The sequence below is a fragment of the Bacillus sp. NSP9.1 genome, from assembly GCF_000465465.2.
GTDB lineage: Bacteria > Bacillota > Bacilli > Bacillales > Bacillaceae > Bacillus > Bacillus sonorensis_A.
This window is the reverse complement of record NZ_CP048273.1, coordinates 2,467,243-2,484,279: the sequence shown is the minus strand read 5'-3', so window position 1 is coordinate 2,484,279 and position 17,037 is coordinate 2,467,243. Positions and strand designations below refer to the sequence as shown.

Below are 17,037 nucleotides of genomic sequence, written 5' to 3'. Positions count from 1 at the left end.
AAAGGATAACGTCTTTTTAGTTTTATGGATAGTGCAAAACTTTAGCTTTATAGCAATACTTTATATAGCCGTTTAATAATTATTTCTGTTATTTACCTATATTTACATGACCTTCGTTATCGGTAATAAAAAGAATCTTTCAGTAAAGATCCTTTTTATTTCATCACTATTATTTAATTTTATTTATTAAAAAAAGAATTTATTGAAACGAATCTTTAAGCTCAGTTGAATTAGAATAGAATTTCGCTTTTGATGGTTGAACACTGCAAATAAATAGTATGATAGATATCAAAAACATTACAAATGCTCCTGAAACTACAACAAATCGTATAGATATAAGCTCTGAAAAAACACCAAAGATTACAGTAACTGTAATAATTAAAAAAGCCTCAATAAACCCGTAAATACTGGAAACTCTGCCCATCACATCAACAGGTATATTGTTTTGATAAAATGTGTAAAAACCGGTATTACAAAAAGCAATAGCAAATGATAAAACAAAAACCCCTACAGATGCTATAAAAAAGGTATTAGAAGATGTAAAAATCATATAACCTACTGCAGTTATTAAGGAACCCATACCCATAAGCCATGAGGTAGGTATTTTTTCATTAATTATTGTATTAGATAAAGAACCTACCAACACTCCTGCTCCAGCAATGCTGACTAAAATTCCATATTCACCTTCAGATAAAGAAAGTATCCTAGTTGCAAAAGCAGCTTCCAACGAATCTGTAGCTGTCATCATGACTACCATCGCACTAAATAAAAGATATATTATCATGACATATAGAAACTTACGGCTAAATCCAATAACAAGCTTCCAATCATCTATTAATAACCTAAGAGATAATTTTGTTGTATCTGATGTTTTTTCTAACTGTGCAGAGGATTCAACATTAGGCATTCCTACTGTAATTAATGCAGATAAAAATAAAGCTCCAGCATTGATATAAATAGCCATATTAGGTGTACCAATTGTAAACATCATTCCCGCTATTGCTGGTCCAGTCAAAAATGCTCCGGAATCAAGTAGGCTACGTAAAGAGTTGAAACGTTTTCTTTGTCCTATTGGTATTAACTTTGTAATATAAGTTACCGATGTTGAGTGGTACATAGAGCTCGCTATTGTAATAAGAAAGACCATAGCATATATAAGCCCTAAAGAAGAGAAGAAAGGTAATAATGCAATTAGCACAGTCTGAAAGACACCTAGTGCTATCATGAGATATTTTTTATTTGAACGATCTACAAGACTTCCTGACCAAATATTAGTAAACAATGTTGATAAAGCCCTAATAATATATAAACCAGAGACAGCAATTGCCGATTCTGTTATGTTAAGAACGATTAGGTTTAGAGCAATAAAGTAAACCCAACTTCCAACACTTGAAACACCAATACTAAACAATAAGATAGATGGATACCGCCAAGTTTCCAATGTTTTTTTAAAACTCAATTGAATTCCTCCTAAAATATAATCAGATAGAATGCAACCCTTAAAACAAAATAAAAAATCCCACCCCCAAGACTTGAAGTCTTAGGGACGAGATTTATCATCGCGGTGCCACCCTAGTTTATTAATATGTCGCCATATTAACCTTATCAGGTACGGCATTTAAAAATGCTTATACCTTAGCTCTATAACGGGAGCTCCCGTCACATCACCCCCTCCTAAAAGGTTCCGACGTGCTGCTCTGAGGCTTGCTTCAATAAAGAAATTCTAACCCTTTTTCACTACCAGGGTTCTCTGTATAGAATTCACTTTATTTACTCTTCTCTTCATCGCATTTATTTTTTATATAATATCACCTATTGGTATCCGTGTAAATGTCTGAATTTTTTTATAATACAAAAAACCTATTAAGATATATGATTCTCATCTAACAACTAAAAAAAGAAAAATACTTCAGGGCAAAAATTATTTGCAACTTTAATACAAAGTCGTTTTTTTCGTTTTGGGGTACTATAAAATATTAGCTTGATAGCGATGTGGTGGTACCCCAGGTTGAAAGAACTGGGCTTTTTTTTCTTAAAAACAGGAAAAAAGCATGCCGATCTCATAATATTTCAGAAAAAACTGGATAGGAGTGGTCAAACATGATCATCAGAACAGCCACAGCGGCAGACGCCAAACCCATCGAAAATGTTCATGTAGAAACCTGGAGAGCAGCATATCAAGGGATTCTGCCGGAAGATACATTATCTAGACTGTCAGCAGAAAAACGGGCAGACCTTTGGAGGTCATCTTTAAGCGATCCTCATGATCAAGAGATTGTCTTCGTTGCCGAGGACACCGGCGGCAGCATCGCAGGTTTTGCCTCAGGTGGACCGAGCCGTCTCAAGCACAGCGCATATCAAGGTGAAGTGTCAGCGATTTACCTTTTGCCCGGATATCACAAACAGGGAATCGGCCGGCGGTTGATGCAGGCTGTTGCAGGGGAGCTCAGAAAGCAGGGCATCAATTCTGGCAGCTTTTTATGAAAGATTGGGAGGAAGCGCGTTCGCCTCAACCGATATGGCAAACAGCATGTGAAAGTCATCGCCATAAGCTGGACGGATATTAAGGACACTTTACAATAAATGCCCCCTGATCACCTCGATTTGACCAAGGGACTTCAATCTTAAATAAAATTCGGAAACAGCAGTCGATTCAGCCCAGCTTTGCTTCCTTGCGGGGCTCGCGAAGCTGCTTTAAAGTTTTCATTATACCTGTCTGCTTAACGCCAAAGTAATTGTACAGCTGTTTATAATATTGAAAACGAGCAGTCCTACATTCAGCATGTTCTTTGACAGGATGATATATCTTTTCGATAAAGATGGCAATGCTTTGCTGGCCTCCTTCCTGCTGAGCAACTTCATATGCTTTTCTATAACTTTCCGTCACATATTGTTCATGCGTAAGAACTCTTTGAAAGGCTCCGCCGTGTTGCCAAATTGATCGGCTGTTCTGATATCCCTTTAATTTTAAGACCCCATTACGATCAGTTAAGTAGTCAATCAGTTTTAATGCATGACTGCGTTCTTCATCATGCTGAAGCCTAAACCAGTGCTGATCCCTGTCAAATTTAAATGATTAAAGTAATTTGACATCGCCAAATATAAATATCGGACTGGTATTTAATTTGGATCAAATTATTGATCAACTGTTGCATTCGTTCACTTATCAAAGTCATCAATCTCCCCGAGTCTATTTAGATTTTCGCCTATTGCAATGTATGAGAATTCAAAAGAGGTGTGCCAAACAAACAGAACTGGAATGTTAAATGGGCTTTAGCTGAAATTCTTTCGTTAATAAATGGAAAAGGAAAGTTTGCTGCAAGCAATCATGCAAAGACATAAGACTTGGGGAAGCTAAAGGATTTTTTCAAAACAATCATTTAAAGGGGTGTTTTATTTTGTTTTCTAAACCTGCGACCCGAATCGGCCCGAGTAAGGTTAAGCGGGTCAATTGCTTTGCCATATAAACAGGGCTGAATTTCATTCCGCTTTCGAGCCACGAGGAAATAACACCTATATGCGCGGAGGTTATATAATCGATGAGAAGATCTTGTGGAATCACCAGCTGTTTTTCAGATTCCGCGATTGATGAGATGAACTCTTCATAAATCCGCTTTTGCACAATCTTCATGAGACGGCTTCTAAATTGGGGAAGCCCCCGGTCACCTAACATCACTTCAAAATACTCAGCGTGTTTGTGAATAAACTCAAACAAACGTAAAAAAGAAGGCGGCGGATGCAGCCGGTCTGCTGTTGAAGGGACCGGCTTCACCTGCTCAATCAGTTCATTGAGCATGCCCTCCATGCTTTGCAAGATAAAATCATGCTTATTTTTGTAATGAAGATAAAAGGTTGCGCGCGTCAAATCGGCTTTATCGGCAATTTCTTGGATCGTAATCGAATGCACATCTTTTTCTTTTAAAAGCTGGATGAAAGCATCTCTTAAACATTTAGACGTTCTTTTAATCCGTCGGTCAACATTTTGATGATTAGACATTGTTCAGCCTCCTTGTATAACATTACATCATTTTTTTACAAATGTCGGATATATGTAAAGTATTCAACACTTGGAAATGAACTGTTGATTGACCAAATCATGCCAAGTGATAAAATTTTAACTAGCAGCTGCGTATATGATTATTGCGAAAATGATGACGGTCCGTCAAATCTCGCGTTGTTTTATCATCGAAAGGAGCTTATCATGAGAGGTAAAATCGTTTTAGAAGAACATTGGGAGTCGCCTGATTTTCCAGCGACGGGCAGCCATGATTTCACAGACGCAGACTATTTTGCAAAGGTCCAAAAGCGATTGCAGGAATATGAAAAACGGATTGAAGATATGGATCAAAACGGAATCCAAACATCGATATTATCGTTGACACAGCCGGGAATTGAAGGTATTACTGATCGGGAAAAGGCCATCGAACTGGCGCAGCAGATGAATGACCATGTGGCACAGCATTTCCTTGCCAAACACCCAGACCGTTTTCAAGCTTTTGCTGCGCTTCCCATGCAGGATCCAGAGGAGGCAGCTAAAGAGCTGAAACGGGCGGTGCAAGACCTTGGTTTTGTCGGAGCATTGATCAATGGCTACAGTAATATCGGTGATGAAAATACAGCCCAATATCTTGACGAACCCAAAGTGTGGCCATTCTGGGAAGAAGTCGAAAAATTAGGCGTTCCCGTTTACCTTCATCCTCGCATTCCGCTGCCTCATCAGCAAAGAATTTACCAAGGTTATGAGGGACTGCTTGGTTCAGCATGGGGATTTGGTGTCGAAACGGCCACACATGCTTTGCGGCTGATGTTAAGCGGACTGTTTGATCAATATCCAAACTTGACCATTATCCTCGGCCATCTCGGCGAAGGATTGCCGTTTACACTGCCGCGCGTGGAACACCGGCTTCGCCATCAGAGGCCCGAAACGCACGGTAGACATCAAAAGCCAGTAACCGAGTATCTTCGCCAAAATTTCTATTTGACCACAAGCGGCGTTTTCCGGACACAGGCTTTAATCGATACGATGCTGGAAGTCGGCTCAGACAGAATTTTATTTTCCGTTGACTATCCATACGAATCAATGAATGAAATCTCATCATGGTTTGATCAATGTCCAATCAGTGAAACGGACAGGAAAAAGATCGGCAGCCAAAATGCGGCCCGCTTATTTAATTTCTAAATGACACACGCCAAAAAGACCTCTACTATCATGGAGGTCTTTTTGGCGTACTCAAGGGGTGGAATGATGAGGAGTTGCCAAAGAGCTAAAGAGGAGGATATTATGATTCGCCGGATTCTCTCCGGCAAGTTCCTGATCCAGCAAAAGGAACGCTTGCAGAAGGGTGTTTCTGGGAAGCTGAAATCTTTCAAGAATGGTGATCAATGTTGACATCTCTGTTATTACTGTTTATATTGTATATATACAGTAATAACGAATTGAGGGATGTCATGCTTTGAACATTATTATTTCAAACGCTTCAGACGAACCGATCTATCTTCAGATCGTCAACCAATTAAAGGAGCAGATCGTCAAAGGAGCGCTCTCGGAAACACAGCCGCTCCCATCGATCAGAAACTTGGCCAAAGAGCTGAAAATCAGTGTGATTACAACGAAAAGAGCCTATGATGAGCTTGAGAAAGAAGGGTTCATTGTCACCGTTGCCGGAAAGGGCTCATATGTGGCAGCCATCAATAAAGACATGCTCCGTGAAACAAAAATAAAAATGATTGAAGAAAAAATGGCAGAAGCCGTCAGTCAAGCCAAGCTCGTCGGCCTGACATATGAAGAGCTCGAAGAGATGCTCAAACTGTTGTATGAAGGGTGGTAAAGATGAACAACATTCTGGAAATAAACAATCTATCGAAACATTATCAGGATTTCTCACTACAAAATATCAACTTCACTCTTGAAAAAGGGTATATCATGGGGTTTATCGGTCCAAACGGAGCAGGGAAAAGCACGACAATTAAGCTGATCATGAACCTGATCAAAAAAGATGAAGGCGAAATCAATATTTTCGGCCTTGACAGCGAAAAGCACAACATCGAGATCAAGCAAAGAATCGGCTTTGTCTACGATGAAAATCACTATTATGAAGAACTGACGCTCAGCGAAATGAAGGGCATCATCAGCCCGTTTTACAAAAGGTGGGATGAAGCCGTTTTTCAACGGTATGCAAAAGACTTTCAGCTTCCTTTGAAAAAACAGATTAAACACTTGTCAAAAGGAATGAAAATGAAATTCTCGCTGGCGATCGCCCTTTCCCATCATGCTGAACTGTTGATCATGGATGAACCGACTTCCGGATTAGACCCTCTTGTCAGGTCTGAACTGTTGGATGTTTTGCAAACACTGCTTGAAGACGAAAACAAATCGATCTTCTTTTCAACTCATATTACATCCGATTTAGAGAAAGTCGCTGACTTTATTACACTCATCGATAACGGACAGATGATATTAAGCAAAACAAAAGACGAACTGCTGGAGGGGTACTGCATTGTCAAAGGAAGCAAAGAAATCTTGAACTCGCGCCAGCCAAACACATTTATCGGTCTGAAAGAAAATCACTTTGGTTTTGAAGCGCTGTCGGACAATCGAAAAGACGTCCTGCAGCAATTCGGGGATTCCGTCATGATCGAAAAGCCTACATTGGAGGATATCATGGTATTTTCAACCAACAGGAGTGATCATCGTGTATCATCTTATTAAAAAAGATATCTTAATGCAGAAAAAAACAATCAAATTATCGCTCTTTTTGATGATCTTTTTCACATTTACGTTTTCTCAGCTTGAGCATATCGGCTATACGCTCGCCGTGTTGGCCATCACGTATCAGCTGACTCTCGGTGCAAGCTCATTGGAGGACAAAAACAACAGCGACAAAATCCTGATCAGCCTACCTATCAAACGAAATATCATCGTCATGTCCAAGTATGTTTCAGTCTATGTGTATGCAGCCTACGCGATTCTTGTCTACTTCTTGCTGAATATGATCTGTCAGTTGCTACACGTACCGCTTGAGTTTCCATTCACAGCGATAGGGGCAATGGGCGCCGTTGTGGCTGTCACTTTGTTTAGCGCCATCTCGTTTCCGTTAATTTTTAAGTACGGCTATCTGAAATCGAAAATGGCGAACCTTATCATTTTTTTCGTCTTTATATTTGGCGGAACAGCAGTTGTTAAATTTTTGAGCGAGGATGAGCATTTCGCTTTTAACAAAAAGCTCACGGAATGGATTGGAAGCACCTCAAACGCGGGAAGCTTCATTCTGTTGATTGTTGCTTTATTTGCCATCATCATTTGTTCATATGGTCTTTCTCTTAAGTTTTATCAAAAAAGAGAGTTTTAGTCTAAAGGATCAGAAGGGAGCGTGGCTCTTTTTGATCCTTTTTTATTGTTTGCTTTTGATAAACATCATTTTTCCGGAAGCTTCGGTAAAAAATCAAACTTTTGCCTCTTTTATTTCATTATATAATGTAAACGGTTTCGTATGTAGTATACTTATACTATAATTTTAGGCATTAAGGGAAATTGACAGGAAGGATAGAAAACAGGTGAAATCCACATGAATACGAGGCAAAAAGACATTTTATATCTGTTATTATCTGAACCTGATGATTATTTAATCGTGCAAGATGTCGCTGACAGAGTAAAGTGTTCCGAAAAAACGATCCGAAACGACCTTAAAGCGATCGAAGATTATTTAAATGAACATGCTGATGCAGAACTGATTCGCAAACCGGGGGTGGGCGTTTACTTACAAATAGAAGATGATGAGAGGGTCCGCCTGACCCATCAACTATTTCGTGAACACAGCGGCCATAAGCAGAAAACCGATGAGGAAAGAATGCTGGACATCGCTTACCACTTATTAATGAATCCAAAGCCCGCTTCTGCAAAAGACATTGCTGCGCGATATTTTTTAAATAAATCGGCCATCAAAAAAGATTTAACCAAAATAGGAGGGTGGCTGAAGCGGTTTGACCTCACATTGGTGTCAAAGCAGCGGCTCGGCTTAACCATTAAAGGGAGCGAAAAAAATAAAAGAAAAGCGATGGCCAGGCTATCGGATTTAATCGACCATCCACAATTTACAAGTCAATTTATCAAAAACAAATTTTTAAGCCATGAAATCGAATGTGTGATGAATGAAATCAAATCAATGCAAAAGCGGCATTCTTTATACTTCACAGATGAAACGAGTGAAAATTTGCTGCTGCATATTTTATTAATGATCCGCCGGATTAAAATGAAGCAGCCGATTTCCATTGCTCAAAAAGACATCTCCCTTGTCGAAGAGAAAAAAGAATATCAATGGACACTATCATTGTTAAAACGGCTGGAGGCCCCTTTTACCATCCTCTTTCCCAAAGAGGAAATCGTCTATTTGACATTGCATATCCTGGGCGGGAAAGTTCGGTATCCGGGTCATCAGGAAGAGAAAAACCTGGAAAATCCTTTGCTCCATCAGGTTGTCCGGCACCTGATCGACCGCGTATCAGAGCTGAAAATGCAGGATTTCCGCCAGGATCAGGTGTTGATGGGCGGCTTGAACATTCATCTCAACACAGTGTTAAATCGCCTAAACTATGGTCTTTCGGTATCCAATCCAATGCTTAGAGACATCAAAACAATGTATCCTTATTTGTTTCATATCGTCATCGATGCGCTGGAAGACATCAATCAAGCGTTCGCGCTTGCGATTCCGGAGGAAGAAGCCGCATATCTGACATTGCATTTTCAAGCGGCGGTCGAACGTTTTAACCGCGGCGGCCATGCAAGAAAAAAAGCCGTCATTGTCTGCCATATGGGAATCGGGATGTCGCAATTATTGCGAACAAAGATCGAGCGGAAATGCCGGCAAATCGATGTGCTCGACTGTATCGCCAAAGCCGACTTGCCGGATTATTTAGCCAGGCACAGTGATGCAGAGCTCGTCATTTCCACAGTATCCCTGGAAGATATGAAGCTTCCCCATGTTGTCGTATCACCGCTGTTAGAGTCCGGTGATGAAGAAAAGCTGAACGTGTTTGTCGAGCAAATGGATGATCGCAAAAAACAAACATTTAAAATGTTAAACAATACGACGCCATTTTTAGTATTTCTGCAGCAAGAATCAGAGCATCGCTACAAACTGATTGAAAAATTGGCAGCGGCTTTGTATGAAAAAGGCTATGTCGAAAAGGATTACGCCGCACATGCCGTCATGCGTGAAAAAATGTCGGCGACAAACATCGGTGCCGGAATTGCGATTCCCCATGCAAACGCGAAATGGATTAAACAATCGGCCATCGCTATCGCCACCTTAAAAGAGCCGCTTGACTGGGGGGCTGAAAAGGTGTCGCTCGTCTTTATGCTGGCTGTGAAACACGAGGATCAAAACATGACGCGGCAATTGTTTCACGAGCTGTCATACCTTAGCGAACAGCCGGCTTTCATTCGCATGCTGACACAAGAAACAAATGTGATGAAATTTTTATCTTATTTGGACTATGAAAGGCAGGGCTAAGCCCTGTTTTTTAATTTGATAGGGAAAAAAGCCGATTTTTCCGGAAACTACGGTAAAAACAAGCGCTTTTAACATCCTGATTTTGATATACAGTAGTGACAAGCCCTACTAAACATACTTTATTCTAAGGGGAGGACGAGCATGAAACTGTTAGCGATTACATCATGTCCAAACGGAATTGCCCACACGTACATGGCCGCGGAAAATCTGCAAAAAGCGGCCGACAGGCTGGGCGTTCAACTGAAAGTCGAAACCCAAGGCGGCATCGGAGTAGAAAACGAGCTGACCGAACAAGACATTCGCGAAGCAGACGCGATTATTATTGCTGCGGACCGGTCGGTCAATAAAGACCGCTTTATCGGAAAGAAATTGTTGGCTGTCGGTGTTCAAGACGGCATCCGCAAGCCGGAAGAACTGATTAAGAGAGCGGTAAACGGCGACATCCCGACCCATCAATCAGATTCAAAATCGGCCCCGGACAGTCAGCGGGAGAAAAAACAAAACCCGATTTACCGTCATCTGATGAACGGTGTTTCCTTCATGGTTCCATTCATCGTCGTCGGCGGACTGCTGATAGCGGTTGCCCTGACGCTCGGCGGTGAGAAAACGCCGAAAGGCCTGGTGATTCCGGATGATTCTTTCTGGAAAACGATTGAACAGATCGGAAGCGCTTCATTCTCATTCATGATCCCGATTTTAGCCGGATATATCGCCTACAGCATCGCCGATAAACCAGGGCTTGTTCCAGGTATGATCGGCGGCTATATCGCGGCGACGGGAAGCTTTTACGGCAGCGTGAGCGGCGCGGGTTTCCTCGGCGGGATTATCGCCGGTTTTTTAGCGGGCTATGCGGCGCTGGCCATCAAAAAATTAAAAGTCCCAAAAGCGCTACAGCCGATTATGCCGATTATTGTCATACCGGTGGTTGCATCACTGATTGTAGGTTTGGCATTTGTACTATTGATCGGCGCGCCTGTCGCGCAAATCTTTGAATCATTGACGGTCTGGCTGGCTGGGATGAAGGGATCAAGCTCCATCCTTCTGGCTTTGATCCTGGGCGCGATGATTTCGTTTGATATGGGCGGTCCCGTCAACAAAGTGGCCTTTCTGTTTGGATCTGCCATGATCGGTGAAGGAAACTACGAAATCATGGGCCCGATTGCAGTTGCCATCTGTATACCGCCAATCGGGCTCGGTATTGCGACGTTTTTAGGAAAAAGAAAATTCCAGACGGCAGAAAGAGAAATGGGAAAAGCGGCATTTACGATGGGATTGTTCGGCATTACTGAAGGCGCCATTCCATTTGCAGCGCAAGATCCGCTTCGCGTGATTCCGAGTATCATGGCTGGTTCGATGACAGGTTCTGTCATCGCGATGATCGGAAACGTCGGGGACAGAGTGGCACACGGTGGACCAATCGTTGCGGTGCTTGGAGCGGTGGATCATGTCCTGATGTTTTTTATCGCTGTCATTGCCGGATCACTTGTCACTGCCTTTTTGGTCAATGTCTTAAAAAAAGATATTGCTGAAGCACCGCAGCCAACTCGGCCCGAAACAGTCAAAGACGCACCGATGGAAGCCAAAAAGCACATCAACATGCCGGAAATCAACAAGCTGACCGACATCACCGATATCGAGCTGATCGAGCCTGCATTATCAGGGGAAACAAGAGACGAGATTATCGATGAAATGATCGAAAAATTAGCCAGCGCCGGCGCACTTTATTCAGCAAGCGGATTTAAAGAAGCGATTATGGCTCGCGAACAAGAAAGCACAACAGCGATCGGAATGAATATTGCGATTCCGCACGGAAAATCTGATGCAGTGAAACGGCCAAGCGTCGCATTTGGGATGAAAAGATCGGGTGTCGATTGGAAAAGCCTTGATGGAACAAAGGCGAAATTAATCTTTATGATCGCCGTACCGAAAGAAAGCGAAGGAAACGAGCATTTAAAACTCCTGCAAATGCTGTCGCGAAAACTAATGGATGACAGCTACCGTCAAAGACTGCTGTCTGTGGAAACAAAAGAAGAAGCATACAAGCTTTTGGACGAAATCATATAAACGGGGGAATGATGAGGATGACTGAACCGTTGTTTTTTGCACCCGTTTTCAAAGAAAGAATTTGGGGCGGCACCGCTTTAGCCGCCTTCGGCTATGACATTCCGTCAGAACAAACGGGAGAGTGCTGGGCTTTTGCCGCTCATCAAAATGGACAAAGCGTCGTTTTAAACGGAGAATATAAAGGACTCACACTCGGCGGGCTTTGGGAAAATCATCGGCATTTATTCGGACATCTGGAGGGGGATCGCTTCCCTCTGTTGACGAAGATTTTAGACGCTGATCAAGACCTATCCGTTCAGGTCCACCCAAATGACGTGTATGCGAAGGCACGCGAAAACGGGGAGCTCGGAAAAACAGAATGCTGGTATATCATAGACTGTGAAGAGGGCGCAGAAATCATTTACGGCCATCACGCCAAAACAAAGAATGAGCTGATCTCCATGATAGAAAAGGGAGAATGGGACAAGCTTTTACGGCGGGTAAAGGTGAAGCCGGGAGATTTCTTTTATGTGCCAAGCGGGACCGTGCATGCCATCGGAAAAGGTATTTTGATTTTGGAGACGCAGCAAAATTCCGATACAACCTACAGATTATATGATTATGACAGAAAGGATGCAGCTGGCAACCTTCGCGATCTCCATCTGGAAAAAAGCATTGACGTCATCAACGTTCCATTTTTGCCGGAAGAGCGAACGGTTCAATATGAACAAACAGATGACCTGGCTAGCGCCACTTTAATTGAAGGCCCTTATTTTTCAGTGGCAAAGTGGGAATTAAAAGGAACAGCCTGCTTAAAACAGGAAAAACCTTTTCTTCTCATCAGCATCATCGAAGGACAGGGGCGCGTGATCTCCGGCGAGCGCGAATACGGCTTTCAAAAGGGAGATCACATGCTGCTGCCAAATGGATTTGGTGAATTTGAACTCAACGGGCATACAAAGTGTATTGTATCGAGCATCTAAACATACATCCGTTCACCTTTTTAGAACACCTGTCTTCATACAGGTGTTCTTTTTGTATTCCATCAACTTCTTCCCCAGACCTCCGTTCAATAGCCGCCGTTTTCAGCCGTTGGGACACATCAAAGATGGCATGAACCTTAGGACGTCCGCATATGATTAGAACAATCGTTCTTTTCTTCAAACGGGAAGTGAGCACGGTTCGAGAAAAGAAAAAACGCTTCCTTCCTGAAGAACATCAACCGTAAAAAACACACCATGAGAAAAGAAGGCGATGATTCGGTTAAGAAAGATAATGTAAGCGAATTCATCGCCTTTTTATCACAGTTCATATTCATGAATGGAAAGCGAGGAGGAACGTGATGGAAAAAGCAGAACTCCGGTGGAATGAACCCTTGATTTTTCATCATGAAATTGCCGCTGGCCTATTTACACCTGAGGATTTTACTGAGGAAGAGCAACTCATGGCCAAAACGACAGAATCATTTGTCAAAAACGACGTCATGCCCCTTCTTGAATCGATTGATCAGCATGATCACGTAAACGTTAAAAAATTGTTTCAAGAAGCTGGAGAGCTCGGCCTTCTCGGGATCGAGGTGCCGGAAGAATACGGCGGCCTCTCTCTCAACAAAAAGCTGTCAGGGCTTGTGGCCGAGAAAATGGGAGCCGGCGGGTCGTTCAGCGTCTCCTTTAATATTCATGCGGGTGTAGGGACTTTGCCATACGTTTATTATGGAACCGAAGAACAAAAACAAAAATACCTGCCGAAGCTCGCATCGGGAGAATGGATCGGAGCGTATGCCCTGACAGAGCCCAGTGCAGGATCAGACGCTTTAAATGCAAAAACGACGGCTGTTTTGAACAAAGAAGGAACAGCCTGGATTTTAAATGGCGAAAAACAGTGGATTACGAACGCGCAAGTGGCTGATGTCTATGTTGTCTTTGCAAAAACGGCTGAAGGCATGACCGCGTTTATCGTGGAGCGCTCATTTAAAGGGGTTTCGGTCGGCCCTGAAGAAAAGAAAATGGGGATCAAAGGGTCTTCGACAGCGACCTTGATCTTGGATGATGTCACAGTACCCATCGGGAATGTTATCGGAAAAGCCGGAAAAGGGCATCATGTCGCCTTGAATATTTTAAACATGGCGCGCTTGAAACTCGCCTTTTCAAACATCGGAACTGCAAAACAAGCATTGAAGCTTGCCGTAAGCTACGCCAAACAGCGGAAACAGTTTGACAGGCCGATCATCGATTTTTCCATGATTCAAGAAAAGATCGCCGATATGGCGATTTCGATTTACGGAGCGGAAAGTGCTGCCTACAGGACGGCGGGAAACTTAGACAATGTGTTTGAGACTGCCGGTTCACTGGGCGAAAGTTTAAGAGAACTGGCAAACTATGCATCTGAATGTGCGATCAATAAAGTAAACTGCTCCGAAGTGCTCGGCCGGATCGCAGACGAGGCGGTTCAGATTCATGGCGGCTACGGATACATGCAGGAGTATGAAGTGGAACGTTTGTACCGGGATGCGCGGATCAGCCGGATTTTCGAAGGCACAAACGAAATCAACCGGCTGACGATCGCCAAACTTTTGCTGAAAATGGTGCACCAAAACGTTGGCACAAACTTTGAAATCCCGTTAAAAAAGCAGGAAAAACGAAACAGGCAATTCATCTATCAGTCTAACCGGCTTCTCAACAAATCTTTGAATACACTGGCACACGCCAACATTAACATTCAAGAGGAGCAGGAATACTCGCGGCTTATCGCCGACATGAAGAAAGAAATCTATGTGATGGAATCCGCTGTCATACGGACGGAAAAAGCGGTACAAAAAAGCGGGAAAGCTAAAGAACGGCTGAAAGAAATCATGACAAACGTCATTTGTGAAGAAGGCTTCCGCAACATTGAAGAGATGGCGGTGTCTGTCTTAACAGGGCTGAAATCAGATGAAGCCGAAAGAAAGCTCGTATTGCAAGAGATTCGCAGCCTGCCTGTCCCCCTCTTCAGCAACCTGTTTATCCAAAAGCGCGAAATCGCAGAAAGAATAGCCGAACATGAGAAATATATTGTGTGAACGGAGTGAAACTTTTGAAAAAAATCGGGTTTATCGGTTTGGGCAACATGGGTCTTCCGATGTCAAAAAATTTGCTTCTGGCAAACTTCATTGTCTATGGTATGGATCTCAACAAGGAAGCGGAGCTGTCCTTTCAGCAAGCAGGCGGAACCATCGGTATCCCGCTTGAGAAGATGGTTGAACAGTGTGACGCGATTTTGACAAGCCTTCCTTCATCAAACGCAGCAGAGGAGGTTTTTTTAGGGGAAAAGGGGCTTGTACACCTGGCTGAACCCGGCATCCTGCTGATCGACACGAGTACGGTCGCTCCCGAATTGAATCAGAGAATTGAAGAGGCGGCCGGAAATAAAGGTGTCGATTTTCTGGCGGCGCCCGTCAGCGGCGGTGTGATAGGGGCGGTAAACCGGACACTCACCTTTATGTCAGGGGGCGCAAAGTCCGCTTTCGAAAAGGCAATGCCTGTATTTAACGCTATGGGCGAAAATATCTTTCATGTGAACGAGAATATCGACAGCGGGACGAACACGAAGCTGATCAACAACCTCTTGATCGGATTTTATACAGCCGGGGTCAGTGAGGCGCTGCACCTTGCAAAAAACAGCAACCTCGATCTTGATCAATTGTTTGACATGCTGAATGTAAGCTATGGCCAAAGCCGCATCTATGAGCGCAACTATAAAAGTTTCATAGCGGATGATCACTATGAGCCGGGCTTTTCTTTGAAGCTTCTATTAAAGGACCTTGGCTTCGCCCTGGATTTGGCTCACAAAAACAACGTGGAACTGCCGGTGAGCAACATCCTCTTTGAGCTTTATCAAGAAGCGGATAAGGGTGGATACGGCGAAAAGGATATGTCTGTCTTATACAAAAAAATCAGTGAGCAAAATAGAGGTGGGAAAACGAATCATGAAAAGCAACATTAAAAAAATGCGGAACAACATCAATGGGGAATGGGTGGATTCTCTTGCTGCCGAAGTCGAAGAAGTGGTTAATCCTGCCAACGGAAAAACAATCGCCTATGTCCCCCTGTCTGTAAGAGAAGATGTGGAGCGCGCCGTACGGGCCGCACAACACGCTTACGAGACATGGTCATCGGTGCCTGTGCCCAACAGGACAAGACGTTTATACAAATACCTGCAGCTTCTTGAAGAACAAAAAGAACAGCTGGCTGACATCATTACGATGGAAAACGGAAAAACGCTCAAGGACGCCCGCGGGGAAGTGCAGCGGGGAATTGAAGTCGTGGAGCTGGCGACCGCGGCACCTACGCTCATGATGGGAGAAGCCCTGCCCGGGATAGCAGACGGCATCGACGGCTCGATCTGGCGCTATCCATTGGGAGTAGTCGCCGGCATTACGCCGTTTAACTTTCCGATGATGGTTCCCCTCTGGATGTTTCCGCTCGCCATCGCCTGCGGAAACACGTTCGTCTTGAAAGCTTCAGAACGGACGCCTCTTCTTGCAGAGAAACTAGTCGAACTGTTCTATGAATCAGGCTTTCCAAAAGGGGTTCTCAACCTCGTCCACGGCGGAAAAGACGTCGTGAACGGTTTATTGGAGAATGAAGAAATCAAAGCGATTTCCTTCGTTGGATCAGAACCTGTCGCAAAATATGTGTACCAAACAGGCACAGCAAACGGAAAACGCGTTCAAGCGCTTGCCGGCGCTAAAAACCATGCGATTGTTATGCCGGATTGCCATCTTGAAAAGTCGGTTCAAGGGATCATCGGAGCGGCATTCGGCAGCAGCGGGGAACGCTGTATGGCCTGCTCCGTTGCGGCGGTTGCCACCGACATCGCCGATGACTTCATGGAAATGCTCGTTTCTGAAACACAAAAGCTGAAGACGGGAGACGGCAGATTCGATGATCACTTTGTCGGCCCGCTGATCCGTGAAGTCCACAAAAACCGCGTCCTTGATTATATTGACAGCGGCATAAAAGAAGGAGCCGCACTAACGGTGGACGGACGCAATCCGGGTGTTCAGGAAGGATACTTTGTGGGAGCCACCATTTTCGATCATGTGAAACCGAATATGAAAATCTGGCAGGATGAAATCTTCGCGCCGGTTTTAAGTGTTGTGCGAATCAAAGACCTTGATGAGGGAATCGCACTCGCCAACAAGTCCAAATTTGCCAACGGCGCTGTCATTTATACGTCAAACGGCAAAAGCGTTCAAAAATTCCGCGACAACATTGACGCCGGCATGATCGGTGTCAATGTCAATGTCCCGGCTCCAATGGCGTTCTTTTCCTTCGCAGGAAACAAAGCCTCTTTCTATGGAGACCTTGGGACAAACGGAAAAGACGGTGTCCAGTTTTACACACGGAAAAAGGTCGTCACCGAACGCTGGTTCTAGCCTTACATTGACAAAGCAGGATCCCTCTAATTCCAGGATAAAGACTTGAGAGGGATCTTTCTATTTAAA

General features: G+C 43.6%; 13 protein-coding genes, 1 pseudogene and 1 other annotated feature. Of the genes and pseudogenes, 11 read left to right on the top strand and 3 right to left on the bottom strand.

Annotation, left to right across the window (positions count from 1 at the left end; all coding sequences use genetic code 11):
* Window positions 1-199: 199 nt before the first annotated feature.
* On the bottom strand, window positions 200-1,459 hold the full coding sequence (locus M654_RS12920) for an MFS transporter (protein ID WP_026587305.1): 1,260 nt from the start codon (window positions 1,457-1,459) through the stop codon (window positions 200-202).
* Window positions 1,460-1,539: 80 nt separating this feature from the next.
* Window positions 1,540-1,795: a binding site (T-box leader), on the bottom strand.
* Between the two features lie 305 nt (window positions 1,796-2,100).
* Between M654_RS12920 and M654_RS12915 the strand changes: the two genes are divergently transcribed.
* On the top strand, window positions 2,101-2,484 hold the full coding sequence (locus M654_RS12915) for a GNAT family N-acetyltransferase (protein ID WP_236251130.1): 384 nt from the start codon (window positions 2,101-2,103) through the stop codon (window positions 2,482-2,484).
* Between the two features lie 169 nt (window positions 2,485-2,653).
* Here the strand turns inward: M654_RS12915 and M654_RS12910 are convergent.
* Together M654_RS12910 and M654_RS12905 are read right to left on the bottom strand one after the other, a co-directional pair.
* Window positions 2,654-3,007: pseudogene (locus tag M654_RS12910) on the bottom strand (ferritin-like domain-containing protein); the annotation flags it as partial.
* A gap of 369 nt (window positions 3,008-3,376) precedes the next feature.
* A complete protein-coding gene (locus M654_RS12905) occupies window positions 3,377-3,997 on the bottom strand; it encodes a TetR/AcrR family transcriptional regulator (protein WP_026587303.1) in 621 nt (206 codons plus the stop codon).
* Between the two features lie 204 nt (window positions 3,998-4,201).
* On the opposite strand from M654_RS12905, the gene M654_RS12900 reads away from it, so the two are divergent.
* From M654_RS12900 to M654_RS12855, 10 genes are all read left to right on the top strand, one after another.
* Window positions 4,202-5,179 carry an amidohydrolase family protein gene (locus M654_RS12900; protein WP_026587302.1) on the top strand — a complete coding sequence of 326 codons (978 nt, stop codon included), beginning with the start codon at window positions 4,202-4,204 and terminating at the stop codon, window positions 5,177-5,179.
* Between the two features lie 274 nt (window positions 5,180-5,453).
* Complete coding sequence (locus M654_RS12895) at window positions 5,454-5,828, top strand: GntR family transcriptional regulator (RefSeq protein ID WP_026587301.1); 375 nt, start codon at window positions 5,454-5,456, stop codon at window positions 5,826-5,828.
* A gap of 11 nt (window positions 5,829-5,839) precedes the next feature.
* Window positions 5,840-6,709: an ABC transporter ATP-binding protein gene (locus M654_RS12890; protein ID WP_201278508.1), complete on the top strand. Its 870-nt coding sequence runs from the start codon at window positions 5,840-5,842 to the stop codon at window positions 6,707-6,709.
* Window positions 6,693-7,349 (top strand): ABC-2 transporter permease, encoded by a 657-nt coding sequence (locus M654_RS12885; protein WP_026587299.1) that lies wholly within the window; start codon window positions 6,693-6,695, stop codon window positions 7,347-7,349. The genes M654_RS12890 and M654_RS12885 overlap by 17 nt, the downstream gene beginning before the upstream one ends.
* A gap of 216 nt (window positions 7,350-7,565) precedes the next feature.
* Window positions 7,566-9,509, top strand: a complete 1,944-nt coding sequence (locus M654_RS12880; protein WP_026587298.1) for a mannose transport/utilization transcriptional regulator ManR — start codon at window positions 7,566-7,568, stop codon at window positions 9,507-9,509.
* Window positions 9,510-9,650: 141 nt separating this feature from the next.
* Window positions 9,651-11,573 (top strand): fructose-specific PTS transporter subunit EIIC, encoded by a 1,923-nt coding sequence (locus M654_RS12875; protein ID WP_026587297.1) that lies wholly within the window; start codon window positions 9,651-9,653, stop codon window positions 11,571-11,573.
* A gap of 17 nt (window positions 11,574-11,590) precedes the next feature.
* Window positions 11,591-12,535, top strand: coding sequence for a mannose-6-phosphate isomerase, class I (gene manA / locus M654_RS12870; protein WP_026587296.1), 945 nt, complete (start codon window positions 11,591-11,593; stop codon window positions 12,533-12,535).
* A 359-nt stretch (window positions 12,536-12,894) separates the two neighbouring features.
* Window positions 12,895-14,610 (top strand): acyl-CoA dehydrogenase family protein, encoded by a 1,716-nt coding sequence (locus tag M654_RS12865; protein WP_026587295.1) that lies wholly within the window; start codon window positions 12,895-12,897, stop codon window positions 14,608-14,610.
* Window positions 14,611-14,624: 14 nt separating this feature from the next.
* Window positions 14,625-15,533, top strand: coding sequence for an NAD(P)-dependent oxidoreductase (locus tag M654_RS12860; RefSeq protein ID WP_026587294.1), 909 nt, complete (start codon window positions 14,625-14,627; stop codon window positions 15,531-15,533).
* Window positions 15,517-16,968, top strand: coding sequence for a CoA-acylating methylmalonate-semialdehyde dehydrogenase (locus tag M654_RS12855; RefSeq protein WP_372709334.1), 1,452 nt, complete (start codon window positions 15,517-15,519; stop codon window positions 16,966-16,968). The genes M654_RS12860 and M654_RS12855 overlap by 17 nt, the downstream gene beginning before the upstream one ends.
* Window positions 16,969-17,037 lie beyond the last annotated feature (69 nt).